17 protein-coding genes are annotated in these 16,381 nt (G+C 36.2%); 12 read left to right on the forward strand and 5 right to left on the reverse strand.

All coding sequences use genetic code 11. The features are described from left to right. Positions 1-7 precede the first annotated feature (7 nt). Both rny and PGOND44_RS04685 read left to right on the forward strand, forming a co-directional pair. Positions 8-1,570, forward strand: coding sequence for a ribonuclease Y (rny, locus tag PGOND44_RS04680; RefSeq protein ID WP_003437289.1), 1,563 nt, complete (start codon positions 8-10; stop codon positions 1,568-1,570). Positions 1,571-1,694: 124 nt separating this feature from the next. Further along, positions 1,695-2,189, forward strand: a complete 495-nt coding sequence (locus PGOND44_RS04685; protein ID WP_003437291.1) for an outer membrane beta-barrel protein — start codon at positions 1,695-1,697, stop codon at positions 2,187-2,189. Positions 2,190-2,264: 75 nt separating this feature from the next. Here PGOND44_RS04685 and PGOND44_RS04690 read toward each other — a convergent pair whose 3' ends face one another. Together PGOND44_RS04690 and PGOND44_RS04695 are read right to left on the reverse strand one after the other, a co-directional pair. After that, entirely contained in the window at positions 2,265-2,684 is a 420-nt protein-coding gene (locus PGOND44_RS04690; protein ID WP_003437296.1) for a nucleoside-diphosphate kinase, read from the reverse strand. 65 nt (positions 2,685-2,749) lie between these two features. Further along, positions 2,750-3,805, reverse strand: a complete 1,056-nt coding sequence (locus tag PGOND44_RS04695; protein ID WP_003437298.1) for an alkaline phosphatase D family protein — start codon at positions 3,803-3,805, stop codon at positions 2,750-2,752. 70 nt (positions 3,806-3,875) lie between these two features. Between PGOND44_RS04695 and PGOND44_RS04700 the strand changes: the two genes are divergently transcribed. From PGOND44_RS04700 to PGOND44_RS04710, 3 genes are read left to right on the forward strand one after another with little or no spacing between them, the layout of a single operon-like run. Continuing rightward, positions 3,876-4,889: a DHH family phosphoesterase gene (locus PGOND44_RS04700; protein WP_003437304.1), complete on the forward strand. Its 1,014-nt coding sequence runs from the start codon at positions 3,876-3,878 to the stop codon at positions 4,887-4,889. Continuing rightward, a complete protein-coding gene (gene gldI, locus PGOND44_RS04705; protein WP_003437306.1) occupies positions 4,886-5,428 on the forward strand; it encodes a gliding motility-associated peptidyl-prolyl isomerase GldI in 543 nt (180 codons plus the stop codon). The genes PGOND44_RS04700 and gldI overlap by 4 nt, the downstream gene beginning before the upstream one ends. 1 nt (position 5,429) lies before the next feature. After that, complete coding sequence (locus PGOND44_RS04710; protein WP_003437309.1) at positions 5,430-6,476, forward strand: peptidylprolyl isomerase; 1,047 nt, start codon at positions 5,430-5,432, stop codon at positions 6,474-6,476. A gap of 56 nt (positions 6,477-6,532) precedes the next feature. Here PGOND44_RS04710 and PGOND44_RS04715 read toward each other — a convergent pair whose 3' ends face one another. After that, on the reverse strand, positions 6,533-6,721 hold the full coding sequence (locus tag PGOND44_RS04715) for a CsbD family protein (RefSeq protein ID WP_003437312.1): 189 nt from the start codon (positions 6,719-6,721) through the stop codon (positions 6,533-6,535). 51 nt (positions 6,722-6,772) lie between these two features. On the opposite strand from PGOND44_RS04715, the gene PGOND44_RS04720 reads away from it, so the two are divergent. Further along, positions 6,773-7,888 carry an esterase-like activity of phytase family protein gene (locus PGOND44_RS04720; protein WP_003437315.1) on the forward strand — a complete coding sequence of 372 codons (1,116 nt, stop codon included), beginning with the start codon at positions 6,773-6,775 and terminating at the stop codon, positions 7,886-7,888. Between the two features lie 186 nt (positions 7,889-8,074). Further along, positions 8,075-8,656: a histidine phosphatase family protein gene (locus tag PGOND44_RS04725; RefSeq protein WP_003437318.1), complete on the forward strand. Its 582-nt coding sequence runs from the start codon at positions 8,075-8,077 to the stop codon at positions 8,654-8,656. Here PGOND44_RS04725 and PGOND44_RS04730 read toward each other — a convergent pair. After that, complete coding sequence (locus PGOND44_RS04730) at positions 8,643-9,392, reverse strand: DUF6503 family protein (protein WP_003437323.1); 750 nt, start codon at positions 9,390-9,392, stop codon at positions 8,643-8,645. The two genes, PGOND44_RS04725 and PGOND44_RS04730, sit on opposite strands and share 14 nt — an antisense overlap. Positions 9,393-9,478: 86 nt before the next feature. Between PGOND44_RS04730 and smpB the strand changes: the two genes are divergently transcribed. Beyond that, positions 9,479-9,943, forward strand: a complete 465-nt coding sequence (gene smpB, locus PGOND44_RS04735; protein ID WP_003437325.1) for an SsrA-binding protein SmpB — start codon at positions 9,479-9,481, stop codon at positions 9,941-9,943. Positions 9,944-9,966: 23 nt separating this feature from the next. Next, entirely contained in the window at positions 9,967-12,441 is a 2,475-nt protein-coding gene (locus tag PGOND44_RS04740) for a DUF5686 and carboxypeptidase regulatory-like domain-containing protein (protein WP_003437329.1), read from the forward strand. Positions 12,442-12,449: 8 nt separating this feature from the next. Here PGOND44_RS04740 and PGOND44_RS04745 read toward each other — a convergent pair whose 3' ends face one another. Continuing rightward, positions 12,450-13,091 (reverse strand): protein-L-isoaspartate(D-aspartate) O-methyltransferase, encoded by a 642-nt coding sequence (locus tag PGOND44_RS04745; protein WP_003437331.1) that lies wholly within the window; start codon positions 13,089-13,091, stop codon positions 12,450-12,452. Between the two features lie 169 nt (positions 13,092-13,260). On the opposite strand from PGOND44_RS04745, the gene PGOND44_RS04750 reads away from it, so the two are divergent. From PGOND44_RS04750 to PGOND44_RS04760, 3 genes are read left to right on the forward strand one after another with little or no spacing between them, the layout of a single operon-like run. Further along, complete coding sequence (locus tag PGOND44_RS04750) at positions 13,261-14,226, forward strand: Gfo/Idh/MocA family protein (protein WP_003437333.1); 966 nt, start codon at positions 13,261-13,263, stop codon at positions 14,224-14,226. Positions 14,227-14,245: 19 nt separating this feature from the next. Continuing rightward, complete coding sequence (locus tag PGOND44_RS04755) at positions 14,246-15,136, forward strand: 3-hydroxybutyryl-CoA dehydrogenase (RefSeq protein ID WP_003437334.1); 891 nt, start codon at positions 14,246-14,248, stop codon at positions 15,134-15,136. A 3-nt stretch (positions 15,137-15,139) separates the two neighbouring features. Continuing rightward, the gene (locus PGOND44_RS04760; RefSeq protein ID WP_003437336.1) at positions 15,140-16,378 is read left to right on the forward strand and encodes a DUF1015 domain-containing protein; all 1,239 of its coding nucleotides are present in this window, start codon (positions 15,140-15,142) and stop codon (positions 16,376-16,378) included. Positions 16,379-16,381: the final 3 nt, after the last annotated feature.

Raw genomic sequence — 16,381 nt, forward strand, 5'->3', positions numbered from 1 at the left:
TACAATTATGGAGATTACATTTATTATCATAGCAGCTATAGCTGGCCTTATCATAGGATTTTTAATATCAAAAACCATAGATAGCAAAAGCGCCACAGGAACTTTGAAATCTGCTGAAAAAGAAGCCAACAAACTCTTAAAAGAAGCCGAGAAAGAAGGGGAAAGTCTCAAAAAGGATAAAATCCTTCAGGCTAAAGAAAAATTTATTGAACTTAAATCTGAACATGAGAAAGTTATTCTTTCTAGAGATCAGAAAATTAATGAAGCAGAGAAAAGAACGAAAGACAAAGAATCTCAAGTCTCTAACGAGCTTTCGAAGAATAAAAAATTGAATGCTGAAGTCGAAGAAAAGCTTAAAGATTACGCCTATAGAAATGAGTACCTAGAGAAAAGGCAAGAAGAAATAGATAAGATACTCCAGCGTAAGATCAACCAACTTGAGGTAGTAAGTGGCCTTAGTGCTGAAGATGCAAAAGCTCAATTGATGGAATCTCTTAAAGAGACCGCAAAAGCTGAGTCGATGCAAATGATACAAGACACTGTAGAAGAAGCTAAACTCACAGCTCAACAAGAGGCTAAGAAAATTGTCATTAACACCATACAAAGGGTAGGTACGGAAGAAGCTATAGACAACTGCGTTTCTGTCTTTAACCTGGAAAACGATGATGTAAAAGGGAGGATTATTGGTCGAGAAGGAAGAAATATTAGAGCAATTGAAGCCGCAACGGGTGTAGAAATAATTGTTGATGATACTCCAGAAGCTATTATTTTATCTTGCTTTGACTCCATACGCAGAGAGGTAGCAAGACTATCTTTACACAAATTGGTAACCGATGGTAGAATTCACCCTGCCAGGATTGAAGAAGTTGTAAAGAAAACAAGAAAGTCGATTGACGAAGAAATTATAGATATAGGGAAACGAACTATTATTGATTTAGGCATACATGGTTTACACCCAGAATTGGTGAAAATGGTAGGCCGAATGAAGTATAGATCGTCTTATGGTCAAAATTTACTCCAACACTCTAGAGAAGTGGCTAAGCTTTGTGGCATTATGGCTTCAGAACTTGGGCTTAACCCAAAACTAGCCAAACGCGCTGGTCTTCTTCATGACATCGGTAAAGTGCCAGAGACGGAAACAGAACTTCCTCACGCTATTTTGGGAATGCAATTGGCCGAAAAATATGGAGAGAAACCAGAAATTTGTAATGCCATTGGTGCTCACCACGACGAGATAGAAATGACTTCCCTTCTCTCACCCATTATACAGGTGTGTGATGCCATAAGCGGAGCTAGGCCAGGAGCTAGACGCCAAGTTCTAGACTCCTACGTAAAGCGTCTAAAAGATCTTGAAGAAATTGCCTTCGGATTTGGAGGGGTTAAAAAAGCTTATGCTATCCAAGCGGGGAGAGAATTGAGGGTTATTGTGGAAAGTGAAAGGGTAAGCGACGAAAAAGCTTCTGCCCTCTCGTTTGAAATTTCCCAAAAGATACAAACCGATATGACCTACCCAGGTCAGGTAAAGATTACCGTTATTCGGGAAACTAGAGCTATTAATATTGCTAAATAAGCAAACTCATAACGCTACATAAAAAAAAGGGCTGTTTCTAACGAAACAGCCCTTTTTAGTTGGTGAAAAATATATTCCTTCTTATATTTACTTTATGTATTACTAACCTTAAATTATCAGAGACATGAAAAAATTACTTTTACTCTCAGCAATTGTCGTCTCGACGATGACTTTAAGTGCCCAAGAAGCTAATATTGGTCTAAGTGGAGCACTACCGATTGGTGACGCTGGAGACATTACAACTTTTGGTCTTAACCTTGACGCCAATTACTTGTGGGAAGTTTCCGAACAATTCGACCTAGGTGTAGCAGCAGGATATCATTATTATTTTGGCGAAGATATAGACACACCCTTTGGAACTTTTGAAGCTGAGGATGTTGGTTTTTTACCCATCGCAGCAGCTGCTCGTTTTAATGCATCTGAAGATTTTACGATTGGTGCAGATGTAGGTTACGCCCTAGGAATAAACCCTGATGGAAATGATGGAGGTTTCTATTATGCCCCAAAAATTCAGTACAGTGTAAGTGAAGCATTGGACATCGTCTTTGCCTATAAAGGAGTAAGTCTAGATGGTGGATCCTTTGATGCTATTAGCCTAGGTATAGAATTTGGACTATAATTCAAATAATTGAATAGATTAAAAAAAGGGCTGTTTCAAAAGAAACAGCCCTTTTTAGTTTAAACATATAATTTGTTAGAATTGCTCTCTTCCTGCAAAATGAAAATTGCTTTCAATCGTAGCGTTTTCATCGCTATCACTCCCGTGAATTGCATTTTCGCTTATGGACGTAGCGTAGTTTTTACGAATAGTGCCTTCTGCTGCTTCTTCAGGATTGGTCGCCCCTATTAAAGTTCTAAAATCGTCTACAGCATTTTCTTTTTCAAGTACTGCCGCAACGATAGGACCGCTGGTCATATAATCTACAAGCTCTCCGTAAAAAGGACGTTCTTTATGAACTTCGTAGAAAGCTTTAGCATCATTTGTGGTCATGTGCGTCATTTTAAGCGCTACAATTTTAAACCCTGAGCCTGTAATTTGTTTGAGGATATCACCAATATAGCCTTTAGATATTGCATCTGGCTTAAGCATTGTGAATGTTTTAGTTCCTGCCATTATAATGTATTTTATTTTCGTGCAAAAGTAATCATTTCAAAAGATATACAAATCATCTCTTAACATTAGAAATCTAGGTGTAATTCTCTAATCGTATGACCATCTGTAGTGGATTTAATTTTTAGTTCAGCTTCTTCAGTGACTAAGTTCAAATCTATAATACCATAACTTGTCTGCGCAACAACCTCCCCTACTCTATATCGATTAGGCTCACCACTATAACTACTATAAGAATGCGTTAAACCACTAGACGTAAAGTCGGTTAAAGGGTAAGCTAGACCGTCAATTTTCTTTTGAGAAAACTCTGAAATATGCCTGTCACCACTAAAAAGTAAAATATTCTGAAGTGGATACTCTAGCCACAAGTTTTGCATTTTTTCAATTTCATTCGGGAAATTACCCCAAGTTTCAAAGCCATGCTCGCTGGATAAAAACTGAATGCTACTCACAATGATATTAAAATTAGCCTTCGAACTTTTAAACTCCTTCTCTAGCCATTCCCATTGTTGCTCGCCTAAAAGGGTAGAATCTTTGGAGGTATGTGGTTGATATCTTTTTCCAGAAACCTCTGCATCGACCAATCCATCTCTAAAGTATCGACTATCTAACATGTAAAATTTAATCGATTTGCTACCTAAAGGAATAACTTTTGAATAATACGTCCCCTTTCTATTGGCCACAGCTTGGGTTGAATCGATATCCAAAAAGTCTAAAAAAAGTTCTTTTGCCTCATCTTTGTAAGGCCATTCTTTACCCGCATCGTTTTTGCCGTAGTCATGGTCGTCCCACACTCCCAAAGGAGCATTTGGTAAGCTCTCTATAAAAGATTGATAATAGGGATTTGACTTTATGCTGTCGTATGTTTCCCCCATAAGACCCATATCTGGGGTGTCTGCATAAATATTATCCCCACCCCACACAAAGATATCTGCCGAATCTTTCTCTATAATAGACCAATACTCTTGGGGTAGATCTTGACGATTGCAACTGCCAATGGCTATTCTAAAGGTTTTAGGTTCACTTTCAGCAAGCTTGCTTTCTGTTTTTTTATCATCGGTGTTCGATTTACACGATGCAAATAGGATCACTACTAAAGTGACAATCCAATGTATTTTTTTCATAATTATATTTTTTTCAAAACTAGGGATTCCTGTGTTACTGCATTATTAAGAATTTGTACATTTGGAATCTATGAGAAAAGAAACGTTGGAAGGCTTAAAAGATCAACTGAATCCCACTTCCAAAATCAGTATTATCAGTCATAAAAATCCAGATGGAGATGCCTTGGGGTCCTCATTGGCCTTACATTTGTTTCTGAAACAACTTGAAATTCCCTCTCAAGTCATCATGCCAAACAATTATCCAGATTTTTTGAAATGGTTGCCAAATAATCAAGACATACTCTGCTACGACTCTAAAGAAGCAGAATGCAAAGCTGCTTTAGAAGCTTCAGACTTTATTTTTACGCTGGATTTTAATCATTTAAATAGAGTTGGGAGTCTGGGCGATTTCTTAAAGGACTTGGAAGCGACTTTTGTAATGATAGACCACCATCAAGAACCGTCAGACTATGCAAACTATATGCTGGTCGATACTCAAATCGCCTCTACTTGCGAATTGGTTTATGAGTTTATCACTTCTCAATATCCAAGCACCTCTCTAAGCGCTGATGTGGGCAGTTGTTTATATACTGGAATTATGACAGACACTGGGTCCTTCAGGTTTCCATCTACAACTAGTAAGACGCATAGAATTATTGCAAACTTGATAGATGCTGGTGCAAATAATAGTCAAATCCATCAACATATCTATGACAGTAACAACATAAGCCGGCTTCATCTTTTGGGAGTCGCGCTTAATAATCTGAAAGTTATTGAAGAATTTAATACTGCTTACATTTATTTATCTCAAGAGGATTTAAATTCAAATGACTTCAGAAAAGGTGATACAGAAGGTTTTGTAAATTATGGCTTATCGATAAAAGGTATTAAGTTTGCAGTTATATTTATAGAACATAAAGCTGAAAATATTATTAAAATATCATTAAGATCTATTGGTGACTTCAACGTTAACGCCTTTGCTAGAAAGCATTTCAGCGGTGGTGGACACAATAATGCAGCTGGAGGCAAAAGCGATTTAGATTTGAAATCTACTTTAGCTGAATTTGAAACTACACTAAAACACTATAAAGACGATCTATCATGAAGAGCATCCTATATATGATATTATGTTGTTGTTTGATTTGTAGTTGTAAATCACCAGAACCTAGAAAGCCAGTTTCAAGAGCTTCACAAAGTTTTACAACAAAATCCTTGACGCTTAATAAAGCTATAGTCAAAAAGGAAGAAGCCTACATTAAGGAGATGATAGACGCAGACTCTACCAACAACTACATTAGTTCTGCCGATGGATTTTGGTATTACTATAATTCAGAAAATAAAACAGACAGCATCACGCCAGGTTTTGGTGATGAAGTAGAGTTTAATTATAACCTATTAACGCTACAAGGCGACACCATATATTCTAGAGAAGAACTTGGAGAACGCGCTTATACGATAGACAAAGAAGAAATTTTTACGGGCTTACGTCAAGGCTTAAAGCTAATGAAAGAAAGAGAAACGGTTACTTTTTTATTCCCTTCTCACCAAGCTTATGGCTACTATGGCGATAATGATAAAATCGGAACCCACGTCGCTCTAAAATCTACTGTAACTTTAAATGAAATAAAACCAAAAACTGAATAACATGAGAACTTTAAGATTATCGCTTGCCACATTAGTCGGAATACTGCTTTTTAGCTGTTCTTCCCAATATCCAGAATTAGAAGATGGATTGTATGCTGAATTCCAAACCTCTATGGGAGATTTTGTTACAGAACTTCATTACGACAAGGTCCCTATGACTGTTGGAAATTTTGTTGCCTTAGCAGAAGGTGAGCATCCATTGGTTGATGAAGAGTATCAAAACCAAAAATTTTATGATAGCATAATTTTCCATAGAGTGATCGACCAATTCATGATCCAAGGAGGGGATCCTAATGGTACTGGCCAAGGAGGACCAAGTTATGAATTTGCAGACGAGATTGATTCTTTATTAACCCATAAAAAGGGAGTCTTATCTATGGCCAATGCCGGTGCAGACACCAATGGAAGTCAATTTTTTATCACTCTTGTTCCTACACCACATTTGGATGGAAAACATAGTGTTTTTGGCGAATTGGTAGTCGGCATGGAAGTGGTAGATAGCATAGGAAAAGTAGAGACTATAAAAGGTGATAAACCTGCTGAAGATATCGTTATTGAAACGGTGAATATCATTAGAAAAGGTAGCGATGCCAAAGATTTTGATGCTGTTACCGCTTTTACTACTGGTGTTGAAAAAGCTAAACTAGCCAAAACCGAGGAAGAAGTTGCAAGAAAAGCTAAACTTGAAGGAGCTAGTGAAGGCTTTGAAGTCACCGATAGCGGGTTACGTTACTTAATTACTCAAACAAATCCAAGTGGAACATCACCAGAAGCCAAAGACATGGTAAGCGTTCATTATACAGGCTATCTCCTAGACGGAACCAAATTTGATTCTTCTTTGGATAGAAATCAACCTATAGAATTTCCTGTAGGAACTGGTCGTGTCATTAGAGGATGGGACGAAGGAATAATGCTTTTAAAGACTGGTGAAAAGGCAGAACTTGTCATTCCATCTTATTTAGCTTATGGTCCAAGACAGACTGGACCGATTCCTCCAAATTCAATTTTGAAGTTTGAGGTTGAGCTTTTAGATATAGTAAAGAAATAAATTAAAAATCCCCGTTATGATATCATAACGGGGATTTTAATTTAATAGAAGTTAGATTATAAACCGTTAATCTCCTTCTCTAACTCTTCCTTAGTTTTTCCTGTTTTAGCTTGAAGCTTACCTAGCATTTCTTCAAATTTACCTTCAGAATATTGAAGGTCATCGTCTGAAATATGCTCAGCATACTTTTGTTTCAATTTACCTTTATTCTCTTTAAATTTTCCTTCCAATTGATCTAAGTTCATAATATTAAGTTTTTATGGTTTATTTAAATATAATCAACAATCCTATGCTTTATGTTAACAGCCTCCCATTTAACTCAACTTTTAAAGTTAAGCGCCTTTGCATTTTTAATAACGAGTTGCAGTACTACTAAAGCTTTAGACGATAAATTGTATGAAGTTCAGTTTTTGGATGAATACATTATTCCTTCGAATTTCAAATTTCAAAATGAGACCTATGGTGGAGTCTCCGGTGTAGATTATGCTAAAGGTGAACTTCTTATGGTAAATGATTCGCCTTCCAATCCATTGATCTTTAGAGCACGATTAAACCTTGACGGCTTTCGTTTGGATACCCTCGAATTCAAATCGGTTATTAGATTACAAAACAATACCTTCTTTAGAAAAAATGCACTGGATATGGAGTCCATTAGATACGATGGAGGTGGATATTTAATTTCTACGGAAGGAAGTATCAATTCCAATTTATCGCCAAGAATTTTCAAAGTAAGCAAGACAGCAGAATTTATTGAAAGTTATTTGTTACCAGATTATTTTCTGGTCAATGGGAATAACCAACCACGTCATAATGGCGTTTTCGAAGGCCTATCGAACAGCATAAATTCTTCTGGGTTTTGGTTTGCTAACGAATTACCCTTAGAAAAAGATGGTAAATCACCAAAATTGTATAACACCAACTCTCCTATTCGATTGAGTTTCTTTGATAAAGAGGAGAAAAAAGTGACTCGCCAATATGCTATGGATTTGGATAGGATTACTAAATTTCCTTTGCTTCCTTTTGCTATCAATGGACTTACAGAGATTTTGCAGGTGACCGAGAATTCTTTTTTGGTCCTGGAACGCTCCTATTCTGCAGGTCATAAAAGCCAAGGCAATAAGGTGAAACTATATTTGGTAGATGTGAGTAAAGCATCCGACATTCATGCCATAGCAAAACTAGAAGACGCCTCTTCAAAAGATATCATTTATGCAGAAAAAAGTTTAGTGTTCGACTTCAAATCGATCAAAAGAAAATTAACTAAAGGTATTGTCGATAATATTGAGGGGCTATGCTTTGGACCAATACTCCCCAATGGTAATTCTTCCCTCATTGTCGTTTCTGACAATAATTTCAATAAATTTGGTACACAATTGAATCAAATCATTTTATTAGAACTAATACCAATTTAAACCTATAATGTCGCAATAAATCGTTTCTTTTTTGACTCCTTTTAATCAAAAATAATTACCGTAACTAAGGCTATGCTAATTATTTTTAACTTCAATCAATCAAAAAACCTGTACTGAGCTACGTCGTAGTATAATTCAATTTATTTACACGACATTATAAATTTAATTTGATATAAAACAAATCCGATGAAAACATTTTACTATTTAATTTTGAGCATCTCGATTCTTTGCCTGTCTTGCCAGGAAAGTCCGTCGAAAAATAAAGATTTTCAATTTGATATTCCAGAAGGCTTAGAGGCTCAAAAGACCACTTACTATTTTGTGAGACATGCAGAAAAAGACACTACAGACAAAGAGAATAGAGACCCTCAACTCACAGAGGAAGGTATACGCAGAGCAAATTTTTTGGCGACTTATTTTAAAGATAAGTCCTTAGATATGTTCTATTCTACAGATTACAGTAGAACCCTTCAAACCATCATCCCTACACTACATCAATTTAAAGGAGACATCAAAAGCTATAGTGCTGGAAAAGACACCCTTTTCAATGCTGAATTCTGGAAAGCAACCTACGGTAAAAAAGTATTAGTCCTAGGACACAGCAACACAAGCCCAAAGTTCGTAAATGAAATTCTTTCAGAATCGATGTATGACGACCTAGATGAAAACACCTATGACGTTTTTTTCAAAATAGAAATCAATGAAGATTTGTATTTAAAAGACACTTTAATTCAACTTAAAGTTCCAAAAGACTTTAGTTACAATTAAGAGCAGAAGACTCTAAAGTAACATTTTCATTTTCAATTTTAGAGAGAAGTTCCAGGTCTCCGCTTTCCCAAAACTGACCTAGATCTTCTAATTTTCGGGAAGTCTCTTTGGGTTTATAATTTTCATAATCCTGAAAAACAACACCTTTAATAGTTCTTTGGTTAATCGCCCTTCTAAAACGCAGTCCACCTCCATTGACTAAAAAGCTATAAGCTAGAAAGTCCATTGAAAAATCTGAGGTGTCGAACCAATAGATATAAGTATCTTTGAAGTCTTCGCCACCATCATTTTCGGTAAACTTAACCTTCAATTTATGGTAAGCTTTGCCATCAATTTCTTCTTCACCTAGATAAGTTGGGCGTACAGCATCATCTTCTAAACGAAGAGGTAACTGAGTAAAATAGTGGACAGAATTAACTGATTCGTAATAAGAAAATGCAGTGGTGTCGGCCAACTTCACGATAGAATCTTGATAAAAACGCGTCAACTCTCCATTTTTTACAACATCTTTTGTTGGTGAAGCTGTTGAAAGTCTTTCCAACTGAAACCCTTCGCAGGTAGGTATTGCCTTGTAAGAATAGTCTCTAAATTTGAACTTTAAGACATTCTCATTAAGTTTTGACTTACCAGAAAACTCAATTGCTTTCTCCATAACCTCTGAAGGTTCAATCGTTTTATGTTCAGATTTTTGACATCCTACCAAACTCAGCAAGATGAATCCAATTAAATACTTCATATCATTATTAATTTAAATATAAACACTGTCGTTAATTCTAGCTATCCTTTCAAAAGTCTTATTTTTGAAAGATATATTTCAGTTCTATGGTTAAAAACAAAATTAATATACAAAATAAAAAAGCCAGGTTTCAATACGAAATTCTGGACAAATATACAGCTGGAATTGTATTAGCCGGCACCGAAATTAAATCTATTCGGGAAGGAAAAGCCACAATCACTGAAAGCTTTTGTGAATTCAATGATAAGGGAGAATTATTTGTGATTAATATGGATGTTCAAGAATATTCACATGCCACCCATTTTAATCATAAGCCAAAGAACGCTAGGAAACTTTTACTCAATAAAAAAGAGCTGAAAAAACTTCACAAAGAGGTAAAAAACAGCGGTCTTACTATTATTCCTTTGCGCTTATTTCTCAACGACAGAGGCTTTGCAAAATTACAAATCGCCTTATCTAAAGGTAAAAAACTTCATGATAAACGAGAAACGATCAAGGATCGGGATACCAAAATAAAACTCAATAGAATCAACAAAACCTATAACACCTAGTTTCTATATCATTTATTAAATTTATGAAGCATCCTTTCCTTATTATTTTTTTATTGCTGTCTTTTTTTACTAGTCATTCCCAAATTACAGGAAGGGTGACTGATACCGTCGGTAATCCTTTACAAAATGTAAATGTTTATGATGAAGGCACCTTCAATGGAACCACTACCAATGCCAATGGTGAGTTCAAATTAAAACTTGAGCAAACTAAAGAGTCTTATCTCATTTTTAAATTTTTGGGGTTTCAGACCGAAAAAAGAAAGATAGAAACCTCTACTGATATTATCACTATACAATTGATAGAAAAAGTAACAAGTTTGGACGATGTTGTCATTACCAATAACGAAGATCCTGCCTATTCTATTATCCGCAATGCAGTGGAAAATAGAAAGAAAAACCTGTCTAAAATTCAAGAGTATAAAGCTGATTTCTATTCCAAAGGGCTCTGGAAAATCGAAAATGCCCCAGAAAAAATATTAGGCCAAGAGGTTGGTGACTTAGGAGGTGGTTTGGATTCCACCCGAAGTGGCGTGGTCTACCTTAGTGAAACCTTTTCAAAGATTTCATACAAAGCGCCAAACCGTTTCAAAGAAAACATCGTCGCTTCAAAAGTTAGCGGAAACGATAACGGATTTAGCTTTAATTCTGCGGAAGATTTTAACTTCTCATTTTACGAAAACACCATCGACTTAGGTAAAAATCTAGTCTCTCCGATTGCTAACTTTGCCATGCAATATTACGACTATGAGCTGGAAGGAACTTTTTATGAAAATGATAAATTTCTAATCAATAAAATAAAAGTTATCCCTAAGAGACCTAACGATGCTGTATTTAGCGGATATATTTATATCCTAGAAGATACTTGGGAAATTTATGGTGTTGACCTTATGACGACAGGCAAATCACTTCAAGTCGAAGTGGTGGAAGAACTCAATCTCAAACAAACCTTCAACTATAGCGAGGAGTATAAATTCTGGACTCTTATTTCCCAAGATATTTCTTTTAGTTGGGGGATTTTAGGAATTTCTGGAGGCGGTAATTTTGTAGCTTCTTATAAAAATTATGAGTTCAACCCTCAATTGACCAAAAAGGATTTCTCGAATGCCATTATTACCTTCGATAAGGAGGCGAATACCAAGGACAGTTTGTTTTGGGAACAAAATAGGCCTGTGCCACTCACTAGTTTAGAGCGAGAAGATTACACCTTTAAAGACAGCCTACAGACCCTAAAAAACTCTCAACCTTATAAAGATTCTATAGATACAGTACGTAACACCTTCAAAGTAACAGATCCTTTATTTGGCTACTCTTGGCAAAATTCAACGACCCATCAAGAAGCTGGATTTACGGGCTTAACCGATCTAAATTATAACACTGTACAAGGGTTTAATATTAAATCGGGAGTATATTTTAGACAAAAAGATACTGCTGGAACCTTTAGAACCTTTTGGGAAATTCGATCTGATTTAGATTATGGATTCTCCGATGAAACCCTGAGACCTAGACTTACTTTTACGAAAAAATTCAATAATTTTTCAAAACCTTTTTTAATAATTTCTGGTGGTGTCAAAGCCGAAGAAATCAATTCTACCAATCCTATCAACGAAAGATTGTCGTCCATTGCTTCAGTGTTTTTTGAACGCAATTACCTTAAACTTTACGAAAGGATTTTTGGAGAAGCCACTTATAGTCAAGACGTGTTTAATGGCTTTAGACTCAGTGCCCAATTAGGATTTGAAAGAAGACGTTCTCTTATCAATTCTACGAATTCACCAATTATTGAAAATAAAAACGGAGGCTTTACCTCCAATAATCCTCTAGCGCCAGAAGCTTTTGGATCTCAATTGTTCCCTTCCCATAATATTGGTAGGTTAAGAATTGCAGGACGTATAAATTTTGATCAGAAATATGTGCTAACGCCTAATGGGAAATACGACACCTTTAGTGATAAATTCCCCGTATTTAGCTTTGCTTATGAGAAAGGCTTTGCTTCAGATATAAGTGATTTCAATTTTGATGTTGTAAAAGCAAGACTCACTCAAACCAAAACGATTTCTAGATTTGGAGAGCTGGCTTATAGCCTTAACGCTGGTTTATTTTTCAATGCAGAAAACATCTCCTTTTTAGATTTTAAGCATTTCAATGGCAACCAAACTCGAATAGGAACCTCAGATAATTATCTCAATCAATTCAACTTGCTACCCTATTATGAATTGTCTACCAACTCAGATTATGCAGATGTTCATTTAGAGCATAATTTTAAGGGATTTCTCCTTAATAAAATTCCGCTTCTCAACCAGCTGAATTTCAATATGGTCGTAGGGGCTAAAAGCTTATTTACGGACTCTCATAAACCCTATTCAGAATTTTCGGTAGGTCTAGACAATGTTGGCTTTGGTCAATTTCGATTTTTTAGAATCGATTACGTCAAGCCTTATCAAGGGGGTTGGCAAAGTGGAGCTTTGGTTTTCGGAATTAAACTATTGGACCAATTCTAAGGGAATCCCTAATTTTTATCCTCCAAAAGTGGCACAAAACGAAATTCGCCAAAAGTTTCTTTTTGAAAGCTTTTAGCAGAAGTCCTTTTCAATAAAGTCATAATTTGTGGGTCTTCCCCTACGGGAATCACGAGTCTACCTCCAACTTTCAATTGAGACATTAAAGGTTTCGGTATAAAGGGCGCCCCAGCAGTCACAATAATTTTATCGAAAGGGGCATACTCTGGCAAACCTTTGTAGCCATCGCCAAAACTCATAAATTTGGGTCTGTAGCCTAACTTTTGAAGAAAGTTTTTAGTTTTCTTATAGAGTTTTTGCTGTCTTTCGATGGTATATACTTTCGCTCCTAGTTCACATAAAACAGCGGCTTGGTAACCGCTCCCCGTGCCTACTTCCAAAATTAAATCACCAGGTTCTACCTGCAAAAGTTCCGTCTGGAAAGCCACTGTATACGGCTGAGAGATTGTTTGTCCAGCAGCAATAGGGAAAGCCTTATCTTGGTAAGCATGATCTTCGAAACTGCTATCCATAAATAGATGCCTCGGAATTGCATTTATCGCTTGAAGAACTTTTTCATCTTTAATGCCCTTTTCTCGAACCAATTCTACTAGTAATTTGCGTTTTCCTTGCTGTCTATAACTGTCTTCCAAGCTTTTATATTTAAGTTGTAATAAGAGTAAAATTAGAAAAAAATGTTGGATACATCCATTCAAAGAGCCTATTATTAGTCTAAGAGTTTTTAAAAGAAATCTTATAAAAAGCCTCTGCTCACAGTTAGCTTAAAAAGAAATGTTACTTTTGTGTAAAACCATATAATTTATGCTAAAAGTTGGTGTTTTGGGCGCAGGACATCTCGGAAAAATTCATCTGAGATTGCTCAACGAATCAAAGAAATATAAACTTATAGGATTTCACGATACAGATCATACTCACGCAAAGAAGATCGAAAAAGAATTTGGTTATTCTTACTATAAGGACTATGCGGAATTACTGAGTAATGTAGATGTTATTGATATCGTCACTCCTACCACCTACCACTATAGTATGGCAGAACAAGCCATAAAAGCAGGTGTTCACGTCTTTATAGAAAAGCCTATCACTTCTACAGTGGAAGAGGCTGAGGCGCTTATAAAACTAGCTAAAGCTCATAATGTAAAAGGGCAAGTTGGACATGTGGAACGGTTTAACCCCGCCTTTAGAGCTGCTATTGGCAAAATAGACACTCCCATGTTTATTGAAGCCCACCGACTTTCAGAATTTAATCCAAGAGGAACCGATGTTCCTGTCGTTTTAGACTTGATGATTCATGATATTGATGCTATCTTAAGTATCGTTAATTCTAAAGTGAAAAAAATCAATGCAAGTGGCATATCTGTCATTTCTGAAACTCCTGATATTACCAATGCAAGACTAGAATTTGAGAACGGTTGTGTGGCTAATCTTACGGCAAGTAGAATATCGCTTAAAAACATGCGTAAGTCAAGGTTCTTCCAGAGAGATGCTTACATTTCGGTAGATTTTCTTGAAAAAGTAACCGAAGTTGTCAAAATGAAAGATGCTCCTAAGGACCCAGACGATTTTGCAATGATTTTACAAAACGCTGAAGGTGTAAAGAAACAAATCTACTTTGATAATCCAGATATAAGTCCAAATAATGCTATTTTGGACGAATTAGAAACATTTGCAGAAGCTATTGAAAACGACACGATACCTATTGTAACTTTAGAACAAGGTACCGAGGCTTTAAGAGTAGCCATGCAAATCATAAAAGCATTCGACGAGTAATCATTTTAAATATAAAATCATGAAAAATATAGCTATAATAGGTGCAGGAACTATGGGAAATGGTATTGCACATACTTTCGCTCAATTCGACTATAACGTAAGTTTAATAGATGTCTCAAAAGATAATCTAGATAAAGGTATTGCAACCATTACTAGAAATCTAGACCGGATGGTCAGCAAAGAAAAGATAAGCGAAGAGGACAAAAAGAGAACTCTAGGAAATATTAGCACGTTTACAAGTTTAGCAGACGGGGCAAAAGATGCAGACCTTGTCGTTGAAGCTGCTACAGAAAACGAAAAAATCAAACTAGAGATCTTTAAGGAACTTGATAGCCTTTGTCCAGCCAAAACGATTTTAGCAACAAATACTAGCTCTATTCCAATCACCAAAATTGCAGCAGTCACGGGCAGACCCAAGCAAGTGATCGGGATGCACTTTATGAATCCAGTACCCATCATGAAGCTTGTGGAAATCATAAGAGGCTATAATACTAGCGATGACATTACAAACCAAGTTGTAGAACTAGCTAAGAATCTGGGTAAAGTCCCAACTGAAGTTAACGACTACCCTGGTTTCGTAGCCAATAGAATTTTAATGCCGATGATTAATGAGGCTGTAGAAACTCTATACAATAATGTAGCGGGCGTAGAAGAAATCGACACCGTAATGAAGTTAGGCATGGCCCATCCTATGGGCCCACTTCAGCTTGCCGATTTTATTGGATTGGATGTATGTCTATCTATTTTGGAAGTGATGTACGAAGGTTTTAAAAATCCAAAATATGCTCCTTGTCCCTTACTCGTGAACATGGTAAGAGCAGGTAAGCTTGGAGTGAAATCTGGAGAAGGATTTTACGACTACAGCGAAAGCAAAAAGGCAGAAAAAGTATCCTCACAATTTGTATCTTAAAAGATGCCTAAAGTTATTCCATTCCAAGCGACTAGACCTACTCGAGATAAAGTAGGTCTAATCGCTTCAAAGCCTTACGAAACCTATACCAAAGCTCAAGTTGAAGCGAGATTGGATAACAATCCTTTTTCCTTTTTGCATATCGCAAATCCTGGGTATAAGTACAATAAAGAAATTTCTGGAAAAGAACGCTTTAGCCTCGTCAAAAACAGGTTTGAAGAGTTCAAAGAAGACGGCAGTTTCCGGCAGGATGATAAACCTTGCTATTACCTTCATAAAATCATTTATAGAAATGAAATAGAGTTTGTAGGCTTTGTAGGTGCTGCAAGCACTGAAGATTACGAAAACAATATCATTAGAAAACACGAAGACACCCTAACGGAAAAAGTAGAGGTGTTTACCGAATATCTCAAGACGGTGAGATTCAACGCCGATCCTGTTCTTCTCACCTATCCAGATAATGAAGTCCTTGACGGCATTTCAAAAAAATTGATGCAGACTCGACCAGAGTACGAATTCACAACCACCTCTAGAGAAACACATCACTTTTGGGTGATTGATGATACAAAGCTTCAGGAGCAAATTCAAAAAGAATTTGAGGTGATGGAACATATTTATATCGCCGATGGACACCATAGAAGTTCCTCTTCTATTGACTTAAAACAAGTGCTTCAGGCCGAAAATGATCACCATACAGGGAAGGAAGCCTATAACTTTTTTATGGGATTTTTTATTCCAGAAAGTCACTTGAGAATTCATGAATTTAATAGACTTGTAAAGGACCTGAATGGTTTAAGTAAAGACGAATTTCTTATTAAGCTGGATGAACAATTCAAAATTGAAAACTTAAAACAGAATTATTACAAGCCTAAAAAGGCTCACCATTTTAGCATGTATCTCGATGGTGATTTTTACGAATTAAATTTAAGGGATAGAAATTACGATTTTAATGATGCGCTATCTAGATTGGACGCTCAGATTCTGTTTAATACCATTTTGAAACCAATTTTGGGAATTCAAGATTTGAGAACAAATTCTAGATTGATGTACAGTCAAGGTCAAAAAGACATGGCTTTTGTAAAAGGGGTTATAGACAAAGGAGAATATCAGGTTGGATTCGGAATGTACCCTGCAAGTATTGAAGAAATGAAAACCATAGCAGATGAAGGAATGAAAATGCCTCCAAAGACAACCTATATTGAACCTAAGTTGAGAAGTGGGATTACGATTTATGAATTTTAAAAT

Source organism: Psychroflexus gondwanensis ACAM 44 (assembly GCF_000355905.1).
In the GTDB taxonomy this organism is placed as follows: domain Bacteria; phylum Bacteroidota; class Bacteroidia; order Flavobacteriales; family Flavobacteriaceae; genus Psychroflexus; species Psychroflexus gondwanensis.

Coding starts and splice junctions, on each gene's coding strand:
- gldI (WP_003437306.1), top strand. CDS start 4,886: ATGAAGAGCATCCTATATATGATATTATGTTGTTGTTTGATTTGTAGT.
- PGOND44_RS04760 (WP_003437336.1), top strand. CDS start 15,140: ATGCCTAAAGTTATTCCATTCCAAGCGACTAGACCTACTCGAGATAAA.
- PGOND44_RS04715 (WP_003437312.1), bottom strand. CDS start 6,721: ATGAACTTAGATCAATTGGAAGGAAAATTTAAAGAGAATAAAGGTAAA.
- PGOND44_RS04700 (WP_003437304.1), top strand. CDS start 3,876: ATGAGAAAAGAAACGTTGGAAGGCTTAAAAGATCAACTGAATCCCACT.
- PGOND44_RS04695 (WP_003437298.1), bottom strand. CDS start 3,805: ATGAAAAAAATACATTGGATTGTCACTTTAGTAGTGATCCTATTTGCA.
- PGOND44_RS04690 (WP_003437296.1), bottom strand. CDS start 2,684: ATGGCAGGAACTAAAACATTCACAATGCTTAAGCCAGATGCAATATCT.
- PGOND44_RS04725 (WP_003437318.1), top strand. CDS start 8,075: ATGAAAACATTTTACTATTTAATTTTGAGCATCTCGATTCTTTGCCTG.
- PGOND44_RS04750 (WP_003437333.1), top strand. CDS start 13,261: ATGCTAAAAGTTGGTGTTTTGGGCGCAGGACATCTCGGAAAAATTCAT.
- PGOND44_RS04755 (WP_003437334.1), top strand. CDS start 14,246: ATGAAAAATATAGCTATAATAGGTGCAGGAACTATGGGAAATGGTATT.
- rny (WP_003437289.1), top strand. CDS start 8: ATGGAGATTACATTTATTATCATAGCAGCTATAGCTGGCCTTATCATA.
- PGOND44_RS04710 (WP_003437309.1), top strand. CDS start 5,430: ATGAGAACTTTAAGATTATCGCTTGCCACATTAGTCGGAATACTGCTT.
- smpB (WP_003437325.1), top strand. CDS start 9,479: ATGGTTAAAAACAAAATTAATATACAAAATAAAAAAGCCAGGTTTCAA.
- PGOND44_RS04730 (WP_003437323.1), bottom strand. CDS start 9,392: ATGAAGTATTTAATTGGATTCATCTTGCTGAGTTTGGTAGGATGTCAA.
- PGOND44_RS04740 (WP_003437329.1), top strand. CDS start 9,967: ATGAAGCATCCTTTCCTTATTATTTTTTTATTGCTGTCTTTTTTTACT.
- PGOND44_RS04685 (WP_003437291.1), top strand. CDS start 1,695: ATGAAAAAATTACTTTTACTCTCAGCAATTGTCGTCTCGACGATGACT.
- PGOND44_RS04720 (WP_003437315.1), top strand. CDS start 6,773: ATGTTAACAGCCTCCCATTTAACTCAACTTTTAAAGTTAAGCGCCTTT.